Consider the following 18,303-nt stretch of genomic DNA (forward strand, 5'->3'; position numbering starts at 1 on the left):
CGCTATCTGCCATGCCTCATGCGTCATTTGGTGACGCTGGGGTGCACCGCCCCCGTCCATGCATAGAGCGGCATGAGGCCGCGCTCCAGCTTCTCCCGCACCTTTCCTGCCGCCTCTGCCTTGGTGATCGTGCCGTCTCGGTTGCCATCCAGCCCGGCGTTCTGACGGTACGTCGTGGGCCGCTCTGCCTGCGTCCAAAGCGGTGCGCTCTCAGGCTTGCCGATGGCGGCCGGCCATAGCACCGCCATGTAGACGTCGGACAGTGTCCGCATCCGGCCCTTGTACGGCAGCAGGTAACGGTAGACGTACGCGATCTGGTCCTCGGCGCTCATGGCGGCGAGTGCGTCCGTCGTTGTCCCCATGCCTCTCGCGGTGGCCGGCATGAACTGGATCAGGCCCGTCGCTCCGCTTCCCGCGCCATTGCGAACCGAAGCCGAGAACGTTTCGCCCGTCTCGAAGGCCATGACAGCCATCAGGTAGTCGAGCTCCACGCCAAGTGCATCAGCGGTCCAGGTAATTCGGTCCCGAAAGGTCTGGCTCACCTTCTGCCCCCACGCCATCGTCACCACTCGCGGCGGCGGCACGCTCGGCAACCCGGGGCTGGTGGACGACCCGGGCGAAGAGCCCACAGGCGACGATGGCGTACCCGAGATATCGGCCGAAGTCGGGCGGGAGGAGAGATTTGAGATCAGCTGGGAGAGCCATCCAAAGAGCCGTTGCAGCATGGGGAAACTCCGTGGTGATTGCGATGAGGATGGCGCCGAGGGCGCTGAGGCGTATGGACCAGAAGCGATGGAACTGCCTCCAGTGCGGGATCAACTGCATGGGTCGCCCTCCTCCAGGCGTGCAAAGAAAAAGCCCGCACTCGGCGGGCTGGTAGCGGGTACAAAAAAGCCCGCGCGGTGGCGGGCTGGGTAATGCGGAAACGAGTGTTTAGGGCTTCAGACCACGCACAGCCCTGAATCGGTCGATCAGAGCCATCTGCGAGGTCGCATCAAGATCCTCATCCTCCAAGTTCAGCGCTGCTATATCTCGAAAGGTGTCCTCTTCCAGCGTCGGGTTGAGGTGCCTGCGGATAGGATCGAGATACCGCTCTATCAGTTGGGTGTGCATCAAAGATGGCCCGTCCATAAGCGGGTACCGCCCGATGTCCGCAAAGACGTATTGGGTCCGCAGCAGCGCCTCGGCAAGCTCACGGATCTCCTTATTCTCTCTCTCCAGCATGTCCACTCGCTTTTGCAGCGACAGGTGGGGCGAGGAAAACTGGATGTCGAGGATGGCAAATGCAACGACTGCGGCAAGGACCACAAAAACCACAATGGCGAAGTTGAAGGCGCCAGTAGAGCCATGATAAGCGGCCAAGCATAGAGCGGCGATCAACAGCAACGCGCCGGCTTTGATCGCCAATCTCACTTCCCGCTTTGCATCGTTCCAGCCGCTCACGATTGATGCCTCAATAGTTGCAGTACGGCCATGATACGTGAGTCCTCTCGCATCGATGTTCTTCTAGCGCTACAGGGCGCTGAGGGATTGGCTATATGATCGACCTCCCACCACGCAATGGAGCCGGTCATGGCCAAAGGCATCGTCGTAGAAGGCGGCAGCAACATCCGCCTCGAAAACAACCGAATTGAAGGATTGGACGTCGGGATCGAACTGAACGGCGTGAGGGACGCGCACGCCTCCGGCAATCATATCGTGAGCCGCGAGGTCGCCGAAGCCCTGAACCGCCTTCACGAAAGCGTCCGAGCCGCCGACGTCCCTGCAGACGTAAAGCCGACGCTTCTGCAACACGCGAGCGCGATGCGAGCGACGGCATGCACGCCTTCCTTTCGTCAGCACTACGAAGATTTCATGCACCTGGCTTCAAGCCACATCACCGTGATCGCGCCGCTGCTCACTCCGCTGATGCCGCTGTTGCCCCAGATGCTTGGTTAGGCTGAGCTGAGGGATTGCAGCTCGGCGTTGCTCAGGCGGCGGGGGGCGTAGCGGACACGCTGAATAACGTTGTTCAGGTGCACGCCTCCGGATCGACCTGTCCCGAAACAAAACTGCTGCGCGTCCCGAGCCACCGCTGCCGCGCTCCTTTCCTGCGCCACGGCCCCGTTTACGGATACGGCGTAGTCTGCTAGACCGCCGGACACCTCTGAGTAAGCGAAGGACATCCGCACTAGATCATTGCTGGCTACCGGCAGGCCGACACCAACATCAATGGTTGTGCCTCCCGACACAACGGTCAGATGGCGGCCGATAGCAGACGTGGCTCGTTTCGCAACCACCTCAAGAAACTCTCCGGATTGAGATGTTCCGAGTGCGAATGACCTCTGAGATGTGCCCAGTGAGCTCCCTCGGTACTCCACAATCCACGTTCCCTGCCGGAGATCAAACCAGTCACCCCGAGTCAGAACCACCGACTCAGCCGGACGCGTCACTGCCGCGCCCTCGGTGGGGATGTAGGGGCCGGGAACGGAGCCAGTGACGAACTGCCCGCCGAACAAGATCAGACCCGCGCCGCGCCCGGGGTATGAGGTGCGGTTGGCCTCGTCTGTCAGTTGGACGCGGATGTTGGTAAGGGCCGACGCTGCTGCGGTGAACGTCACCCAGAAGCGCACGAGGCCGCCGCCGAGCGCCTTGTAAGTCGCTGAACTGACACCTCCTGTCGTCCAGGTGCGGCCGTCCGCCAAGTCCAACGCGCCCCAGCCTTGATTGCTGCCGGCGGCGATGCGCAGCATCAGTCGTGAGGCCGGGACCCCCTCGGGCAGCCGCGCGTAGCAGCTGAACGTGTACGTTGCGCCCTGGGTCAGGTTGATGTACCTGTCGTTCGCGAAGTGCTCGGAGTTCGCCAGGGTTTCAGTGATCAGCTGCGCCTGCGCACCACCCATGGGGTCGTCCCAGCCAGACTCTCCAGCGACTCCAAGGAAGCCCGCATTCCCGGTGAAAATGGTCGACGACCGGATATAGCTGTTCGTCTGCGCCTCCCACACGCTCCTCCCTCGCCGCTCACGCGTCACCGGATCCCACTCGATAGGCCACGTGCCCGGCGGTGCGACGCGCAGGATGCCGTCGGCGTCCCAGTAGGATTTCGGGCCGGGCGCGGTGATCTGCAGGCGCGGGTCCAGCTCGTCGCGGCGGAAGTCGAGGTCGAGCGCCCACGGCCCGGGCGGGGGCGACACTGGCGGCGTGGCCCGCAGCAACGCCGTGATCGCTCGCGGCTCCAGCGTTGGCCGTGGGGTGTTGGGCAGGATCATGCTCACACCTCGACGTAGCCCGACGTGATCCAGTCGGCCTGCGCATCGCTGCGTGCCATCAGCGTGTCGCCCGTCTCAAGCGCGATCTCGTCGGTCCAGATGCGGGACGACTCGGTGACGCTGCGCGGGCCCTGGATCATGTAGTCCACGCCACCACGGCGCAGCATGAGGGAGACGGTCGCGGTGCCGCCGGCGGGCGTGACGCCCACGGAGGTGATCGCCTGCTTGCCGGTGGCGAGCGCCACCCACGTGTTGCCCGTCGTGCGGATCGGATTGGATTTCGGGGACGTTGCCATATCAGGGCTCCAGATGTGCAAAACCCGGCGCGTGGCCGGGTCGGGGGATGGGGTTGCGGGCGCGGATCACAGCGTCACCGCCGTGCGAAACAAATCATCGAGCTCGGCCTCGGTCCCGCCGAGGTGCGCCCACATCGAGATCAGGAACTGGTTGGACCGCTGCCAGGTGTCCGCCTCGTACTCGATCTGCGCGGCGCGGCGCTCGGTCGGGTCGGTGATCGCGGCAATGGCGTCCTCGACGGCATCGAGGTGGCCGGCCTGCAGCAGCGCCAGACGACCCTGGCGGCGCGTGCAGGCCTGCGGCACGGGCTCGGGCTGTGGCTCGGGCGGCGTGAACTCGCCATCCGCGTACAGCCAACCGATGCCGGCGGTGTCGCTCTCGATCCAGCCCTGGGCCTCACCGTACGGCAGATCGGCCTCGGTCACGTTGACCACGGTGCCGTCGGCCACGATGGCGAAGCGACGGATGTCGGGCGGCTCGGGATCTGGCTGCTCGGGCTCCTCGATCACGTCAGGCGGGTCGCCATCCCCTGCCCCACCATCGCCCGGCTGCGCAGGCTCCAGCGGCGTGGCCGGCGCGCCGCCGTCTTGCTGCGTCACGTCCTCGTCGAGGATCGCAGTGTCGTTGTCGTTGTCGCTCTCGTTCATCTTCATCTCCATCACCACCAATACACCCTGGCGACGCCGCCGGCGCCAGCGCCTGAGGTCGCGGTGCCACCATTGGAGGCAGCGCCGCCGCCACCGCCGCCAGGGAACGAGCCGCTTGTGGCGGTCGCAGCCGAGCCAGAGAGGCTTGACCGGGCTGCAGCCCCGCCGGATCCTGCTCGGGCTGAAACGCCTCCCTGGCCCAGCGAACCGCCCGTCTGAGAGGTGCCCCCGCCGCCGCCGCCCCCATAGACGCTACCGCCGCCATTGCGCACACCGTCCGAATAGCCTCCACCGCCGGCGAGGCTCCCAGACGTGCCCTGGGCGTAAATCCCGCCGCCTGAACCACCAACACCGCTAGTTGCCGAGGTGCCTGACGCGCCGCGGCCGCCGCCGGCTGCGACTAGGCGTGGCGCGTCAAACGACGTTGAGCCGCCATCATTGCCGGAGTTCGCTGACGACACAGCTGCACCGCCTGCGCCGACGACGATCGAGATGGTTGCAGGCAAATCGGAGGCCCTGTACAGGCCAGAGACGAACAGCCCTCCGCCGCCACCGCCCACTGAGGCCCCAGGGCTCGTGTGCGCACCGCCGGAGCCGCCGCCTCCGATCAGTTCAACCCAGACCCACGTTGCCTCTGACGGGCGTGTCCACGAAGCCGAGGACGTGAACTGAGCGAAGCCCGTGGCCACGCCCACGCCGAACTCAACGCCAGTGCCCGCCGCGTTGACGCGAAGCACCTGCAATGCCTTGCCCGCAATCGCCGGGAGGCCGGCCGCCGACTGCGCAGCTGCCGCTGCTGCCTGCGCGCTCGACGCATGCCCAGCTGCCGTCTGTGAGTGCGCATACGACTGCCCCGCATAATCCTGCGCGTAGCTCGCGTACCGACTGGCACGCTGCGACTCGCGGCGTGTGGCTCGCTGGGCCTCATCCGCGATGGCCTGCGTGTCCGTGCTCGCCTGCGCTGCGATCTGCTGCATCTGAGCGATCGCCTGGTTGGCAATCGTCTGAGTCGCGTCCCGGATCGAGGCGGCCAGCACGGAGTACTGGAAAGCCTCAGTGGCATTGTTGTTGACGTTGGCGGCCAGGGCGTTGAGCTGAAAGCTCATCCCCGCGATGTACGTCACGAAGGGATCGGCGCGCTCGGCGAAGACCGCCGGCGGCTGCGTCCGCTGAGGCGCGGGCGGTGCCGGGGATACGCTGTATGGGGGTTCAATTGCCATGCTAGATCAGCCCCTTGATGGACAGATTGAGGTTGTAGATTCCGGCGTTGTATTCAAGCTCGCCGCTGCCCAGGCCGAAGATGCGCAAGGCCTCGAAACCCGGGTCGTTCTTGGCGATCCACATGCACGGGACAGAGAGCACGTCGGCCAGCGTCCTCGTCACAAAGTCCGCGCTCCAGGGCTCGACCGAGACGCGCAGCGATGCGTTCTTGGCGCTTGGACGGCGCACGATCGTCGTGTTGCCGAAGTCGTCGGTGCGCACGAACGAGTAGTCTTTGAAATCCGCTCGGGCACCCCACTGCGCACACCCGAGGTTGCGGGCCGTGCCAATCGACATCATCCCCAGTCCGATCCTTCCGGTGCCGTTCAGCGTCACTCGAAACTCACCGTTCGTGTAGGACGGGAAGTCGCTGAAATACAAGTCCCGCCGGCGCTCGAATGGCTTGAAATACCACTCCCACCAGTCGTTGATGATGGTCATGTCGAGCGACTCAGTGCGCTCGTAGACCACAACATCGGCGACCGGATCGCGCATCTGCACCGTGACGGACGTTCCGTCGAGCTCCATCAGCGCCAGGCCAGAAACCGCCTGCTGGGGACGGATCTCCACCCAGATCTCGTCGTTGGCGACGGTCTGCGTAGACAGTCGACCGTCGAACATCGTCCAGCGATTGACGAGGCCAATCTGCACCCAGAACGTCGGGCTCGTGCGCGGAGGTTTGTTGAGGTTGCCGGCGACGTCGGCTGCACGATACCTGGCCAGCGTCTCGGGGATGTAGACGACCTGCCCTGCCGTGTACGTCGTTGTGGAGTTCCAAGGCGTACCGTCGTCCACGCCAAGATCGGCGTTTACGTCAGGCAGCGGCACGGAGGAATCGATGAGCCGGCCCGGCATCATCATGTTGATGGGTACCAAAACGTCCATGTGATCCTCTATGCCATCTCGTTGATGTCGCGCGCGGACTCGGTGACGATCGCGTTGCCGCCAGCCGAGACTTGATCGAACATGTCCACCAGACGGCGGTTGTCCGCGTTGCCTGCTGCAACGGTGCGGCGCAGCTCCACGATCTCCGCCCGCAGCGCGCGCATCTCCTCGCGGTTGGAGCCCTGCTGCACCATCTCCATGAGGCGCGCGTTGTCTGCGGCCGGGATGATCCGCTCGCCCTGGTGGATCTGGGCGACCATGTCGTTCGGCACGTAGTTGGTGCCGACCGCAAAGCTGGCGAGTTCGCCGATGCCGCGCGCGCTGTACAGGAAGTCCTCGAGCGCCTTGGCAGCGCCGATGCGCTTGATCTCAGATTCCCAGTAGGCGGCGCCACCCGAGTCGGCAGGCCGGCCCAGGATGTTGCGATACCAGCCGTCCACGACGGACCCGGAGGTCTGCGGCGTGGGGGCCGGCGGCTGGGGCGTCGATGCAAGCTTGCCGATGGACTGCGCGAGGGCCATCACGGCCTGCTGGACGGTCATCACGCTGGTGTCGATGCCGAGCGCCGCGTCCACCTGGGCTTGCGCCTGGTCGACGATGGCCTGCAGCCGCGCCATCTCGGCTTCGTGCTGGCGGCCGGCAAGCTCGATCTGACGTTCCAGAGCGGTGACAGCGCGTTCCTCGCTGCTAAGTTGCTTGCCCGCGATCTCCTGCAGCGCGCCGACTTCGTTGGCCGTGCGGGCCCAGTCCAGCGCGTACTCTTCGTACGAGGCAAACATGCTGGTGCTGTTCTGCTGCACAGCCGACAGCGCGTCGCCGAGATCCAGATTGCGCAGCGACCCGCCGGCGCGGGCGATGGCTAGGGCCGCGGAGATCTGCGCCTGAGCCTCGGCACGGCGCATCTGCTCGAACGCATCCGACTCCAGCCGCATCGAGCGCAGAGCGCCGCTGAGCGAGTTGTAGACCGAGGACAGTTCCGACGCCGCGCGCTGGGCCGTCTGCAGCTGCTCCTGCATGCGCGACATGGCGGTGTTGTGCGTCGTCTGCGCGGCGTCGCGCTCGGCTTGCACCGCCTTGGTGACGGCCGACATGGCATCCTGCACCGCGGACACGGCGAGCTGCCACGTCGCCTCCACCATCTCCTCGGCGGCGCGGGTGGCGGCTTCGATGGCCGTGGCGACAGCGGTCGCGGCCTCCTGCTCGGCCTGCAGCGCCCAGATGCGCTCTTGAAGCGCCCGGTTGCTGGGGTCCAGGCGCTCAAGCTCGCGGCGGCGCAGCTCGGCCGTGTCGCCCATCAGCTGCAGCAACTGGCCCTCAAGGCCCAGCCGCTCCTGCATGATGGCCTGCATCGCCTGCGCGGCCTGCTCCTGGGCTGCCAGGATCTGCGCCAGAGGCTCCTGCATCGCCAGCAGTTCAGCTGCGGTCTTCGCGCCCGCTTCGCCGAGAGCCAGGTTGGCCTCGACCAGCCCGCGCATCTCATCCCGCGTCTGCGGCAGCGCCAGCCCCAACTCCGCAAACCGTCCCGTCAGCTGCTCGGTCAGGTGCGCCGTGCGCTCGGCCTCGGTGTAGTAGTTGGAGTAGTAGCCGGCAAGGAGGTTGGCTGCGTTCTCGGCACCACCGGCGGCATCGGCCAAGGCAGCAGCAAAGGCGAACGTCTGCGCCACGACCGGCGTGAACGGCAGCTCGCCCATCGCCGCGCGCAGCATGTCCGCCTGGGCCACGACAGCCACGAACTGATCGCGCAGGCCAAGCAGCGCCTCGTCGCCCAGTCCCGCGAGATCCACGCCGCGCAGCATGCGGGCGAGCGCCTCGGGCATCTGATCTGCCGCCGACTGCCACGCCTGCAGGGACGCCTGCGCGAGCTGCGCGGGCAGCAGGTTCAGCGCCTCCTCAGCCGTCAGCGACGTAGCGCGCAGAGGATCGAACAGCGTGCCCCGGTAGTTGTCGCCTACCCCGGTCTCGCCGAAGCTCGCGCCGGACGAGAGCGATCCGCCTGCGCCGACGCCGCCCCTGCCCTTTTCGCTGCCCTCGTAGCCCGCCCAGAACGCGGACAACGCGACATCCGCACCTACAGTGCTGAATACCCCGTTGATCGCGTCAACCGTCTGCTGTATCGCGGACTGCACAGCGCTGGATGCGCCCCCGCCTGACGGCCCCTCCAGGAACTGCACGCCGTTCGCGCTCGCCACCGTCGTGCCGCGACGCGGGTTGTAGAGCTCGCCGTCGAGAGCCAGGCCGTATTGGGCGCCGGAGCGGGTTTCGCCCTTGAACTGACCGGACAGCAGCGAGATTGCAGCCAGCCCGGCGCCGATCCACGGCAGGGCTGCGCCGACCATGCTGCCGGCCGACATGATGCCGGCCATGCCAGGCGCCGCTGGGCCCATGACGCCAGCCATCCCAGACGCGAAAGTCGTGACCGCGGACGAGCCGATAGCGTTGCCAATCGCGGCCACGCCTGATGCCATCGTCGAGGTCAGCCCACCGGAGAAAGCCGACCACAGCGACGAGCCGGCATTCAGCAGGCCCCCAGCAGAAACCCCGCCAGAGCCGCCCTGCCCGCCCATGCCGAGCGCGTTGGTCACGATATTCGCCGCACCCTGCGCGACCGGCTGGATGATCGGGCGCAGGACGAGCGTGTTGAACAGGTTCTCCATCGTGTTGATGAAGTTCTTGCCGAAACCCTCGCCACTCTCGAATCCGCGCAGCAGGGCGTCGGTCAGGGACTGGCCGATCTGCTCGTTGTAGCGCTGGGCCTCATCCGAGAACGCCTGGTACGCCTGACGAGCCTCACCTTTCTCCATGACGCCGGCCAGCATCTGCCGCGACTCGTACAGCTCGCGCAGGCGGTCGATCTCGACGTCATACCGCGCTGCCAGATTGCCGGATGCGTCGGTCAGCAGCGCGGAGGCGCGGGCCGACTCAAGCCTCGTGATGGCATCCATCGTCTGAGCCGCACGCAGGCGCATCAGCTGCGACTCGGTCATGCCGTAGGCCTGGGCCTGCTCCTCAAGCGCCATCCTTTGGGCGTTTGTGGCGGTGACTTGGTCTTCGATGGTCCTGATGTGGTGGCGCCACGCCGAGTCTGCAGCCTCCACCTGTGCAATGAACTCGCCAAGAGCATCCGCCTGCGCGGTGACCGCCTTGGTCGATCCGGAAAGTGCGGCCGGCGTTGTTGCGCCCGCCTTGCCCATCTTGCTCAGTCCGGCCGCTGCTGCATCAGCGGAGCGAGCAGCGCCGCTCATCGCCGTAGAGAGTTTGCCCAGATAATCCTGGGACAGGGCCTGCTCAATCGCTTTGTTGCGTTCACGGACGGCGCCAGCCAGTCGGTCATTGGCCGGGTTTGCGAGTTCACTCAGCCGTAGCCCCTGGCCGATGTCGCCGATGTCACCAAGGCCCGGGATGTTACGGATCGCAGCGACAAGGCTATTCACGCCGCTGAAGGCTGCATCGAGCAGGCCATTGATGGCGCGGATCGCCAAGTTGACGCCGCCGACCACCGCGGCACCCATCATGTCGCCGAAGTTGTTCCAGACGAACTTGATGTCTTCGTAGGCCGCCACGAAGGAGCCGATGACGTAGTTGGCTGCGCGCTTGGCGATGTCCACAACGTCGACGCCAATCGCTTCCTGGATGGTGTCGCGGAACTTGTACGCGGCGTACCCAGCAGCCGCGAGGATGCCCACCAGAGCTCCGATCGGGTTGGCCAGCATCGCCGCCGTGACGGCTTTGATCGCCCCGACAAGCCCGGTAGCGAGTGCCGCCGAAAGAAGGCCCACGCCGCCAATCAGGGCGGGGGCGGCAAAGCCGGCTACCGCTGCGACCGCAATGTCGGCGTACTCCATGACCATGGAGAGCCCCGCGCCGACAGCCTGGAAAGCGGGGGCGGCAAGCTGTCCAAAGCGGATCAGGTAGTCGCCGGCGATGCGAATGCCATCGGCAAACCCAAGGATTACGCCAGCCACGGCGCTTGAAGCCCCGGTGGCCTTGTCGATCCGTCCAATAAACTCATTCAGGTTTGTGTTGACCCGCGTGAACGCATCCGCCATCGTCGCAGGCATCAACGCGGCTTCCGCGCGCAGGCGCTCCAGCGAGCCCACCAAGCCGTCTGCGATCACATCGCTCGTGACAAGACCTGCGGCTGCCATGGCCCGCAGCTCGCTCGTGTTCACGCCCATTTGATCCGCCATCGCCTTGAGCACACGCGGGCTTCGCGACACGATCGTGTCGAAGTCCATCGCGTTCAACCCGCCCGTCGCCAGGGCTCGAGACAAGGAGTTCACGACAACGTCTGCGTCCTGCCCTCGCGTTGCCGTCGTCACGAGGGCGTTGTTCATTGCCTCCGTGAAGTCGGCCGCCTGGGCCGCGCTGCGCCCCAAGTCTGCGAACGTGGCGACGTTTCTCGCATACACGGCAACTGTCTGCTGCAAGGGCGAGTATGACGCGTTGGCAATGTCAACCACGCGCCCCATCGCATCCGCTGCCGCATCCATATCTCCTATGGCGGCGCCAACCCGGCTCTGCATGTCGGACCAGCCATCGGCGTAGCTCCTAAGCGCGGACACGCTAAACGCCGCGGCCAGCAAAGCGCCTGCGCGCGTAGCCGCGGCTGCCATCGCGGAAATTCGAGATTCGGCGCCAGCGCTGGACGTAGCAACGCTGTCGATCCTGCCCTTGGCGCGGCCAGACTCCGACCCCAGCCCCTGCGCAGACTTCTCTGCCTTGCCGCTGGCGGCAGACAGTCGATCCAAGGAGGCGGAGGCCTGGTCGATGTTGGCAGTGCCGTCAACGCGCAGACCGAGTGCAGCGACTTCCATATCTTGCGCCCATGAAAAAGCCCGCACATGGCGGGCCGAGAAACAACAAAGCCGCCCGAAGGCGGCTCTGGGAGGTTTCGCTACATGCGAAGGTTGGTTCCTCGCCACAACTCAGTGACGGGGTCGTACTCCATGTCAATCGAGTAATTGGCGCGGAGCATCGCGCCGAATCTGTTCTGTGAATCTACATATGCGTTCACCTGGAACTTGCAGTCACCAGCCACCCGGGAAGAAACACCGTCTGCCATCGAAGATGGAAACTTTGCCGTGCTTGGCGCCACCAATTGCCGCTCCACGAAACGGCGGCTCATGATGAACGCCATTGTGGTGTCCGAGCAATCTCGCCTCCTCTTCTCGGCCGCTGCTCGCTGCTCGGCCGCCAATTTATCCTGACGTGCTTTTTCAGCTTTGGATTCACGTTCCGCCTTGTCGCGCGCTTGAGCTTCTGCCTTCTCAGCATCCTTCACCGCACGCGCCTCTGCCAGCAACTTCGCCTCTTCCGGGCTCGGCTGGGTCACGACCGCAACGATTGGAACCAGTATCAAGATGATCAGCAATGCCGCGACGGGTGCGGCCCAAGACCTGCCCCCAGCCAAGGTATTCACTCGGCCATAGACGGGCGGCGCCAAGAGAGCGCCGGCCACGAAAAGGAGAAACCCACCGGCCAAAACGTCTTGAGCAAGAAGCGCGATGCCGAACAAAGCGAAGATCGCTGCCGCAATCCAGCCGAAGACTCTAACCACTTTCCGAAAGCCCTCTTTCATCGCGTCCCCCTACAAGGCAATGGGGCACTGTAACAGAACAATTCGGGCAAGAAGTCGTAGAGCCGCTCAGCGACCGCCTCGGCGACCTTTGTTCCGTTGCTTTGTTGCGTCATCGTCACGCGACAGGTAAATCCCGTCCAGGGTGCGCACGATCTGCGACACCACGTCGAAGTCGAACACCGGGCGGGCATCCACATACCGCTTGATCGCCGACCAGGGGATCTGGCCCTCGCTCATGCCCCGCTGGCGCTCGGTGGAGAGTTCCCAGAAAGCCTCCCAGAACCAGAGCTCCACGTCGTGAAGCTCGGGCGGGATCAGGTTGCCAGGAACCTCCAGGCCGTAGTGCTCATAGGCGGCGATCACCTTCTGAGCGTCGGCATTCTCCAGGCTCCAGCGGAGCCGGGTGATCAGTTTTTTTCGACGCCGCTCACGAAGGAGTTGGCCTCATCGTCGACGCGGCTGGCGGCCTGGATCACGAGGCCCGCAAACTTGTCGCCGTTGCGCGACAGCAGCCACTTCTCGGCCTGCTCGCGGCTGTAGGGAATATCCTTGCCGCCGCTCTTGAGCCCCTTCCAGTCCTTCAGGACGGCTTCGGCGAGCGTCTCGCCCATGCTGCGCGTCATCTGGTCGGCCGTGAGCGGCTTGCCGCGGTTGCGTTGACGATAGTAGGCCTGCTTCTGGTTCAGGCACTTCTGCGCCGCTTCTGCACGCAGGCCGGTGACCAGCAACTCCACGCCGGGCGCGCCGTCGAGATCGCCCACCCAGACCCCCTCATCGATGACCTTCATGGCTTCGTCGGTGAGGATCAGTTCGTTGATGTCCATCGTGATTTCCTTGTCGGTTCTGGTTCGTAAGGCGGGCCACCGGGTGAACCAGGCCCGGCGGCCCTAACCGCTCTCGCGGGTACAGCAAAAAGCCCCAGGCTCGCGCGCGGGGCTTCTGTCTTGCTCGACTGCTGGGGCGATCAGGTCTCGACGATGTTGCTGTTGATCCCCACCGACCAGTTGCGCAAGCTCACCGCCGACGCGCCACCGCCCTGACGGGCGCCGGGCAGGGCCAAGCCGTGAAACATGTCGGTTTGCGTGGTGTCCTCGCCCTCACCGCACTCCTCGCCGGGGTACTCGATCTTCCACTCGTAGTTGCAGCGGGAAGCCTGGGCGGCCTTCAGGGCGATCTGGCCCGGATCGGTGGGAACCGGAATCATCGTGTTCTCGAGGGTCCCGGCGTTGCTGATGCCCTTGCCCTTGAGCACACGGCCACGCCCGAGAATCTCCTGCTCGATCACATTCTGCGTGTCGCCGTACTGGCCGATGTTGGTCATGTAGCCGATCTCGATCCACGTGGCGCCGGTGAAGTCGGCGGCGACGAGGTCGTCGGATTGGTTCTCGACTTGCCGGCCGATGAAGATCTTGGCATCGGCGAGGGTGGGTAGCGACATGGTTTTGCTCCTGCGCGTATTGCCCTATCGGGCGTTGTTGCCGGCAGCGCCGGGATTGGGGCGTGCGCCAAGCTGGCGGCACAAATGAAAAACCCGGCGCTGGGCCGGGTCAGGTGAGTTGCAGCGACGGCTGCATTCGTTCGGTTATCGTGAGCAATCGGCTCATGAGGGGCGGCTTCTGCCGCTTGTGTTCGCTCAGGCCGCGTCCGCACAGGCTTGCGAAGCGGTCCTGGGCGTCGACTGCCGCCTTTGCGGCAAACCACTCCTGGATCAGCGATGGCGCGGCTTGGTGACGTTCAATGATGTCCAGCACCCAGCGGCGGAACTCCTGCGCCTTGGCCGTGCGAGCGAACATGGCAATCAGGTGGGCGCCGCGAAGGCTGAAAACTCGAGCATTGGTCTTGTTCAGGAGCAGGCCGTCGTTTTGGGGGTCTGCCGTCTCGACCATCACCATCGTTGTCATCGATGCCGAAAATTCGGCCTTGTGCTTGTCGTAGATCCGGGTGACGGCATCCGCTCGTGCGTAACCGAGTGCGCGCGCAATGTCTGCCGCGCTTGCCCAGTGCTTGCCGTCCTTTTCGACCATCCGGATGGTTTGGTTTTGGAACATCAGTTCTTTCATCACCACTCCATAAAAAAAGGCCCGCCGACGCGAGCCAGTTACCGCCGCGCCTATGCGGCGCCACCACCGCGATCCGATTGCCGCTTTCGCAGCAGCTCGGCCTCGCCAGTCTTAGTCTTGAGCCCGAGCGCCTCAGCGGCGCCCTTGGCAATGTGTTTGGCCGCTTCGAGCGGGCGTGAGTCAGCAGCAGCCTCGCGCGCCAGTTGGCGGCGGGCCTGACAGGGTTTACAGGGCATGGGGTTCCTTACGCGAAGGTGCGCCAGGGGATGCGGACAGGGACCGTCCACCATCCGTCCTGCTCATAGCCTTCCTGGACGTGGGGATACGAGGTCACGGTCACGCACACGGCGCCGAAGCCCATGGGCGTGCCGTCCTTGAAATGCTCGGCAATGCTGGCGGCCATCTGGTCATAGACCGACACGTCCTGGCCGAGTGGATGCACGAGCGTCACGATGAGCGAACCAGTGCGGGTGTGCGGCATGCCGTCTGCCACCATCATGCGCACCGGCGCGACCGACACGCGGCCGCAGCGCAGGTAAGGCGAAGGCACGCCATTACTGTGCGGCACCTCGAACGTCTGCCCGGGCCAGGCAATCGGCAGGCCCAGCGGCAGCGACTCAACGCGCGCCTTCAGGGCCAGCCAGATAGACGTCTCAACCTTCGCGCTCATTGCCGTGTCCTCGCGAACTCTCCGTGCAGCCTTGTTGCTGCATCGGCATAGGCTGCAGCTGCATCACTCAGACTGCGAAATCGTCCGATGTAATGCCTTTCCCGGTTGGCCCTTATCTCCACTACGAACACTCCGTCGGCGCGCTGGGTAACGCCCTTGATCCCGGTTTTGCCTCGAGCTTTCCCGGTATTCATGAGGTTCTGCGCTCGGCTCGCCTCTCTCAGATTTTCAAACCTGTTATCGGTTCGGATCGTGTTGGCGTGATCGATGTCAGCGACGGGCCAGCATCCGGACTGCATTGCCCAGATAACCCGATGGGCATAGAGCTTTTGGCCAAGAATCGCACCGTACCGGTACCCAACTGGACCAACGCTCACCAGCGCCTCATTCCCGGCGAATCTGGTGTTCCAGGTTTTCGCCATTCTTGCGTTTGGAAACATGCTTAAGCACCTGGGCCTCCAGAACAGCTTTCCTGTCTCGGGTTCGTAGCGGAGAAGCTGCCGGAGTTGCTCGGGCGTCGGGAGGTTTACAATGCGCGCAGCCATGCTGTCATTCTCCAAGTGAATGATGGTGTGGTTAGAGCCCGCATCGGATGCCAGTCCTTTGCGGGCTCGTTCATTTTAAACCCGGTGGCTGGATGAATGATCAGTTGATGGCGTCACTTCATTGACGCCGACTGCACCTCCTGCGCCGCCTGAGCGACGATCTGCAGCCAGCTTTCGATAGCCCCCTCAACGAAGTAGTGTCCGCTCTGGTTGAACACTCGACCAAGAGCATCCGCGCCGACATAGCCATAATTCATACGCCGCGCGTAGATCGCCTGGTAGCCAATCCAGATTGGCTGACTCAGATCCAGGGTTGCGGTCACAACGCCCACATTGCTGCCGGCGGTTGGGTTCTCGCTTGTCTTGGGCATGCCCTCGGTCGAGGCCAAGAGCGATCGCGCAAGGTTCCCGCTCTGAAACGGCACCCGCCCGCCCTGGGGCTTGGTCGTCGCCATCTCATCGCCCAGCATCTCAATAGAGCGACGACGCACCGCCGTAAGCCGCTCCACGGACTCCCTCGCCCACGCGCTCACCTGATCGCCGAACGACAGGCTCATCGCAGCTCCCCTGAAATATCCAGGCGGTAGGTGGTGTCGCATCCGCATCTGATGATGTGCCGCGGCCCGCCGGCCGGGTCATGTGCGTGCTGCATCGCGACGCCGTCAGGGAAAACGAATGGCGTGTCCAGGCCGCGCACAGACTGCCCGCTCATCGCCAGGTGATCCGGGCGATGCTCCTTGGCCGCGCCGCGCCGGTGCTGCCACGTCTTGATGACCGCAGTCCGGTCCAAGCCCTGCGACTCAGCCAGCTGGTGCCACTCGTCGTCTCGAGCGGACATCACAGCGTTCCCCGTCTCGGTCTCAGCGATGGTGTCAGCCCGATCCTTCAGAAGTGCGTTGCTGTACTGGCGCTCGCTGATCGCGCGCTCGTCGGCCGGCACCTCAGTGCCAGCTTTGTGCGCCCGCAGGATGCGCTGCGCCGTGGCGGCGTTGACCCGGTAGCGCATCGAGACGCGCCCGTCCTGGCCTTCGATCACCAGCCCGCGCACACCCTCTGCGCTGCGCATGCCCTCGGTCACGGCCTGCAGGCGCGCCGCCCGGGGGCCATCCAGGCCCAGCACGCCGCCTGTGCGGGCAGTGCCACGGCCCGACGTGCGGCCGGCCAGGTCGACAGCGATGTTGCGTGGCCCCTGCCCCCGGGCGTAGCCGTTGGCGATCACAGTGCGGGCGACTTCGATCTGCTCTTGCGTGAAGCCGACGACGCGCTCGGCCACGTTCTCGCGGATCCATCGCTCGGCGCGCGGGTTGGTCATCCGGAACCGCATGCCAATGTCGCCGGCACCGGTGGCTACGATCAACGCAGCAGTGGATGCGCCCGCTTTTGCGTACACCTCGGTCATGATCGACGAGTATTCAGCCCAAGCAGCAGCGTCGATATTGAGCGCGGCAACCGCACCCTCAAAGTCCCCTTGCTCAAGCGCCGTCAGCAGCGCGCGCCAATCCACGTTGGCCTGCAAGTCAGTCACCGATGCCATGAATGCGCGGTGGACGTTCGGCTCGAACTCGGCGATGAGCTGCGCGAACAGTCGCGCCTGCGACATCGTCGGGCGATTGGGACGGGTCGCCATTTATTCCGGCCGCATCTCGGCGGTAATGTCCAGCTCCACCAGGTCGAACGTCAGCCGGGCACGCACAGGATTGTCATCACCACCGACGAGCGGTTCGATCTCGATCTTCGTAATGCCGCGGATCTCGTTTCCGTCGCCATCGAACACCCGGGTGCCGTAAGTCGTCCCGTCACACACGATCCGGATTTGTTGCATGTCAGCCCCTGATGATGAACCGCACCGCCGCCGGCGTGCCCGCTGCGGGAATCTTCGTGAAGCCGATGATCGTCACCGGGACGCCATCGACCGTGAGTACGTCGCCGGGCGCGTATTCGATGCTCGGCACCTCGCACGTGGCCATGCGGTCGGACGCGACGATCACCGTGCCGCCAACCTCCGTGCCAACGAGCTCCTTGCTCACGCCGCGAACCGCGCCGCGAACCGGGACCGTTTGCCGCGTCGGCGTGACCGGATCCCAGGGATTGGCGCCGGGCGTTCCGGCCGTCTCGTGCGTGAGCGTGATCGAGCCTTGCCCCAATCCGCCTTGGCTGTCGGGCTTGAGCAGGTCGCGGGCCATGGCCTGCATCTGGTCGTAGAAGGCCATCAGATCACCAGAAAGCGAGGGTTGGTGCGCACGCCAGAGCAGAGCCACGGCAGCACCATGCCGTTGATGATCGCGTCAGAGGCTATGCCGGGAGCAGCAGCGCCACCGCCGGTGTCGCCCGGCGCGAAGAACTCCCGGCTGATCGTGTCGACCTGCTCGCGGCGCGTGATGCGGTTGGGGTCAGCCGAGCCAGTAGCCCAGCCCGGCGTGAGCGCCTCCAGGTAGGCGGCCCGGTAGCTGGCGCTGATCCAGGCGGGCGGGATGAGGTCGGACGGCACGGGTTGACCATTCAGGCGCAGGCCAGCGCGCGGCCAGGCCAGATCCTGCATGAAGCCACCAGCGCGACGGCTGCACGCCGACAGCTTGGGCTCGTAGGCAGCGTCCACGTAGACGCTGCCGATCGTGCGCAGCGAAGCAGCATTCGCCCCGTCCGGCAACTCGAGCCCCTGCCCGGCCAGCCACGCCGCAAATCCCTCGTCCGAGCCGTATGCCATGGTCAAGCCTTCATCAGCTCTTCGATCTTGGTGCGCAGCGTGCCGGCCTTCCAGCGCTTGTCGGCGTCCTCGCCGGCCAGCTCGCGGTACTCGGCACGCAGGGCGTCGATGTCGACGTCGACATCATCATCGGCGGGCACGGCCGGGGTGACGGGTGCGGGCGCGGCAGGGGTGTCGACAGGTGTCGAGCCCTGTGCAGGCTCGGGCTGCTTGTTCGCCGTGACCTCGATGCCGTCGCCCTTGAGCGCGGCCAGGCGAGCATCCGGCATCGGCCCGCGCATCGTCAGTGTGGCAGTCTCGCCCGGCTTGACGATCTGCAGGCCGCCGCCCTTTACAGGGAAGGCCCGGCCCAGCTTCGTCGTGTTCTTGATGGTGTATTCCACGTTCACTCCTCACGAGGATCGGGCGG

23 protein-coding genes are annotated in these 18,303 nt (G+C 65.1%); 1 reads left to right on the top strand and 22 read right to left on the bottom strand.

Features of this window, described 5'->3' with window-relative positions; all coding sequences use genetic code 11:
• Positions 1-23: 23 nt before the first annotated feature.
• The 3 genes from IMZ29_RS00700 to IMZ29_RS00705 all read right to left on the bottom strand — a co-directional run bounded on the left by IMZ29_RS00700 (position 24) and on the right by IMZ29_RS00705 (position 1,443).
• A complete protein-coding gene (locus IMZ29_RS00700; protein WP_443083786.1) occupies positions 24-542 on the bottom strand; it encodes a hypothetical protein in 519 nt (172 codons plus the stop codon).
• Positions 502-825 (bottom strand): DUF7940 domain-containing protein, encoded by a 324-nt coding sequence (locus IMZ29_RS23455; RefSeq protein WP_443083787.1) that lies wholly within the window; start codon positions 823-825, stop codon positions 502-504. Before IMZ29_RS23455 ends, IMZ29_RS00700 begins: the two co-directional genes overlap by 41 nt.
• Before the next feature lie 108 nt (positions 826-933).
• Positions 934-1,443, bottom strand: a complete 510-nt coding sequence (locus tag IMZ29_RS00705) for a hypothetical protein (protein WP_216179209.1) — start codon at positions 1,441-1,443, stop codon at positions 934-936.
• A gap of 129 nt (positions 1,444-1,572) precedes the next feature.
• Here IMZ29_RS00705 and IMZ29_RS00710 point away from each other — a divergent pair, with 129 nt between their 5' ends.
• Entirely contained in the window at positions 1,573-1,938 is a 366-nt protein-coding gene (locus IMZ29_RS00710) for a hypothetical protein (RefSeq protein ID WP_216179211.1), read from the top strand.
• On the opposite strand, the gene IMZ29_RS00715 is transcribed toward IMZ29_RS00710, so the two are convergent.
• From IMZ29_RS00715 to IMZ29_RS00805, 19 genes are all read right to left on the bottom strand, one after another.
• Positions 1,935-3,248, bottom strand: coding sequence for a phage head spike fiber domain-containing protein (locus IMZ29_RS00715; RefSeq protein ID WP_216179213.1), 1,314 nt, complete (start codon positions 3,246-3,248; stop codon positions 1,935-1,937). The genes IMZ29_RS00710 and IMZ29_RS00715 overlap by 4 nt on opposite strands.
• A gap of 2 nt (positions 3,249-3,250) precedes the next feature.
• Complete coding sequence (locus IMZ29_RS00720) at positions 3,251-3,544, bottom strand: hypothetical protein (protein ID WP_216179215.1); 294 nt, start codon at positions 3,542-3,544, stop codon at positions 3,251-3,253.
• 66 nt (positions 3,545-3,610) lie between these two features.
• Positions 3,611-4,192 carry a hypothetical protein gene (locus IMZ29_RS00725; protein WP_216179217.1) on the bottom strand — a complete coding sequence of 194 codons (582 nt, stop codon included), beginning with the start codon at positions 4,190-4,192 and terminating at the stop codon, positions 3,611-3,613.
• Between the two features lie 11 nt (positions 4,193-4,203).
• Entirely contained in the window at positions 4,204-5,412 is a 1,209-nt protein-coding gene (locus IMZ29_RS00730) for a glycine-rich domain-containing protein (RefSeq protein WP_216179219.1), read from the bottom strand.
• A 1-nt stretch (position 5,413) separates the two neighbouring features.
• Entirely contained in the window at positions 5,414-6,313 is a 900-nt protein-coding gene (locus IMZ29_RS00735) for a hypothetical protein (RefSeq protein WP_216179221.1), read from the bottom strand.
• A 32-nt stretch (positions 6,314-6,345) separates the two neighbouring features.
• Entirely contained in the window at positions 6,346-10,899 is a 4,554-nt protein-coding gene (locus tag IMZ29_RS00740; RefSeq protein ID WP_216179223.1) for a tape measure protein, read from the bottom strand.
• Between the two features lie 332 nt (positions 10,900-11,231).
• A complete protein-coding gene (locus IMZ29_RS00745) occupies positions 11,232-11,915 on the bottom strand; it encodes a hypothetical protein (protein WP_216179225.1) in 684 nt (227 codons plus the stop codon).
• 66 nt (positions 11,916-11,981) lie between these two features.
• Complete coding sequence (locus IMZ29_RS00750; protein WP_216179227.1) at positions 11,982-12,278, bottom strand: phage tail assembly chaperone; 297 nt, start codon at positions 12,276-12,278, stop codon at positions 11,982-11,984.
• A 44-nt stretch (positions 12,279-12,322) separates the two neighbouring features.
• The gene (locus IMZ29_RS00755) at positions 12,323-12,739 is read right to left on the bottom strand and encodes a phage-derived protein YdaY family protein (RefSeq protein WP_216179229.1); all 417 of its coding nucleotides are present in this window, start codon (positions 12,737-12,739) and stop codon (positions 12,323-12,325) included.
• A 140-nt stretch (positions 12,740-12,879) separates the two neighbouring features.
• Positions 12,880-13,353 (bottom strand): hypothetical protein, encoded by a 474-nt coding sequence (locus tag IMZ29_RS00760; protein WP_216179231.1) that lies wholly within the window; start codon positions 13,351-13,353, stop codon positions 12,880-12,882.
• A gap of 109 nt (positions 13,354-13,462) precedes the next feature.
• Positions 13,463-13,975, bottom strand: a complete 513-nt coding sequence (locus IMZ29_RS00765; protein WP_253206623.1) for a BRO family protein — start codon at positions 13,973-13,975, stop codon at positions 13,463-13,465.
• Positions 13,976-14,219: 244 nt separating this feature from the next.
• Complete coding sequence (locus tag IMZ29_RS00770) at positions 14,220-14,645, bottom strand: DUF4128 domain-containing protein (RefSeq protein WP_216179236.1); 426 nt, start codon at positions 14,643-14,645, stop codon at positions 14,220-14,222.
• The gene (locus IMZ29_RS00775; RefSeq protein ID WP_216179238.1) at positions 14,642-15,190 is read right to left on the bottom strand and encodes an HNH endonuclease; all 549 of its coding nucleotides are present in this window, start codon (positions 15,188-15,190) and stop codon (positions 14,642-14,644) included. The genes IMZ29_RS00770 and IMZ29_RS00775 overlap by 4 nt, the downstream gene beginning before the upstream one ends.
• A 113-nt stretch (positions 15,191-15,303) precedes the next feature.
• On the bottom strand, positions 15,304-15,747 hold the full coding sequence (locus IMZ29_RS00780; protein ID WP_216179240.1) for a hypothetical protein: 444 nt from the start codon (positions 15,745-15,747) through the stop codon (positions 15,304-15,306).
• On the bottom strand, positions 15,744-16,817 hold the full coding sequence (locus IMZ29_RS00785) for a putative phage head morphogenesis protein (RefSeq protein ID WP_216179242.1): 1,074 nt from the start codon (positions 16,815-16,817) through the stop codon (positions 15,744-15,746). The genes IMZ29_RS00780 and IMZ29_RS00785 overlap by 4 nt, the downstream gene beginning before the upstream one ends.
• The gene (locus tag IMZ29_RS00790) at positions 16,818-17,012 is read right to left on the bottom strand and encodes a hypothetical protein (protein WP_216179244.1); all 195 of its coding nucleotides are present in this window, start codon (positions 17,010-17,012) and stop codon (positions 16,818-16,820) included. It abuts the gene before it with no gap.
• A 1-nt stretch (position 17,013) separates the two neighbouring features.
• Entirely contained in the window at positions 17,014-17,400 is a 387-nt protein-coding gene (locus tag IMZ29_RS00795) for a hypothetical protein (RefSeq protein WP_216179246.1), read from the bottom strand.
• Positions 17,400-17,894, bottom strand: a complete 495-nt coding sequence (locus IMZ29_RS00800) for a DnaT-like ssDNA-binding protein (RefSeq protein ID WP_216179248.1) — start codon at positions 17,892-17,894, stop codon at positions 17,400-17,402. The genes IMZ29_RS00795 and IMZ29_RS00800 overlap by 1 nt, the downstream gene beginning before the upstream one ends.
• A gap of 2 nt (positions 17,895-17,896) precedes the next feature.
• Positions 17,897-18,277, bottom strand: a complete 381-nt coding sequence (locus tag IMZ29_RS00805) for a hypothetical protein (RefSeq protein ID WP_216179250.1) — start codon at positions 18,275-18,277, stop codon at positions 17,897-17,899.
• Between the last annotated feature and the right edge of the window lie 26 nt (positions 18,278-18,303).

This window comes from Verticiella alkaliphila, from assembly GCF_018904615.1.
Lineage (GTDB): Bacteria > Pseudomonadota > Gammaproteobacteria > Burkholderiales > Burkholderiaceae_B > Verticiella > Verticiella alkaliphila.

What these genes read in the sequence shown, in the direction of transcription:
- IMZ29_RS23455 (WP_443083787.1), bottom strand. Translation starts at nt 825, where the DNA reads ATGCAGTTGATCCCGCACTGGAGGCAGTTCCATCGCTTCTGGTCCATA.
- IMZ29_RS00710 (WP_216179211.1), top strand. Translation starts at nt 1,573, where the DNA reads ATGGCCAAAGGCATCGTCGTAGAAGGCGGCAGCAACATCCGCCTCGAA.
- IMZ29_RS00715 (WP_216179213.1), bottom strand. Translation starts at nt 3,248, where the DNA reads ATGATCCTGCCCAACACCCCACGGCCAACGCTGGAGCCGCGAGCGATC.
- IMZ29_RS00720 (WP_216179215.1), bottom strand. Translation starts at nt 3,544, where the DNA reads ATGGCAACGTCCCCGAAATCCAATCCGATCCGCACGACGGGCAACACG.
- IMZ29_RS00725 (WP_216179217.1), bottom strand. Translation starts at nt 4,192, where the DNA reads ATGAACGAGAGCGACAACGACAACGACACTGCGATCCTCGACGAGGAC.
- IMZ29_RS00730 (WP_216179219.1), bottom strand. Translation starts at nt 5,412, where the DNA reads ATGGCAATTGAACCCCCATACAGCGTATCCCCGGCACCGCCCGCGCCT.
- IMZ29_RS00735 (WP_216179221.1), bottom strand. Translation starts at nt 6,313, where the DNA reads ATGATGATGCCGGGCCGGCTCATCGATTCCTCCGTGCCGCTGCCTGAC.
- IMZ29_RS00745 (WP_216179225.1), bottom strand. Translation starts at nt 11,915, where the DNA reads ATGAAAGAGGGCTTTCGGAAAGTGGTTAGAGTCTTCGGCTGGATTGCG.
- IMZ29_RS00755 (WP_216179229.1), bottom strand. Translation starts at nt 12,739, where the DNA reads ATGGACATCAACGAACTGATCCTCACCGACGAAGCCATGAAGGTCATC.
- IMZ29_RS00760 (WP_216179231.1), bottom strand. Translation starts at nt 13,353, where the DNA reads ATGTCGCTACCCACCCTCGCCGATGCCAAGATCTTCATCGGCCGGCAA.
- IMZ29_RS00765 (WP_253206623.1), bottom strand. Translation starts at nt 13,975, where the DNA reads ATGAAAGAACTGATGTTCCAAAACCAAACCATCCGGATGGTCGAAAAG.
- IMZ29_RS00770 (WP_216179236.1), bottom strand. Translation starts at nt 14,645, where the DNA reads ATGAGCGCGAAGGTTGAGACGTCTATCTGGCTGGCCCTGAAGGCGCGC.
- IMZ29_RS00775 (WP_216179238.1), bottom strand. Translation starts at nt 15,190, where the DNA reads ATGGCTGCGCGCATTGTAAACCTCCCGACGCCCGAGCAACTCCGGCAG.
- IMZ29_RS00780 (WP_216179240.1), bottom strand. Translation starts at nt 15,747, where the DNA reads ATGAGCCTGTCGTTCGGCGATCAGGTGAGCGCGTGGGCGAGGGAGTCC.
- IMZ29_RS00785 (WP_216179242.1), bottom strand. Translation starts at nt 16,817, where the DNA reads ATGGCGACCCGTCCCAATCGCCCGACGATGTCGCAGGCGCGACTGTTC.
- IMZ29_RS00790 (WP_216179244.1), bottom strand. Translation starts at nt 17,012, where the DNA reads ATGCAACAAATCCGGATCGTGTGTGACGGGACGACTTACGGCACCCGG.
- IMZ29_RS00795 (WP_216179246.1), bottom strand. Translation starts at nt 17,400, where the DNA reads ATGGCCTTCTACGACCAGATGCAGGCCATGGCCCGCGACCTGCTCAAG.
- IMZ29_RS00800 (WP_216179248.1), bottom strand. Translation starts at nt 17,894, where the DNA reads ATGGCATACGGCTCGGACGAGGGATTTGCGGCGTGGCTGGCCGGGCAG.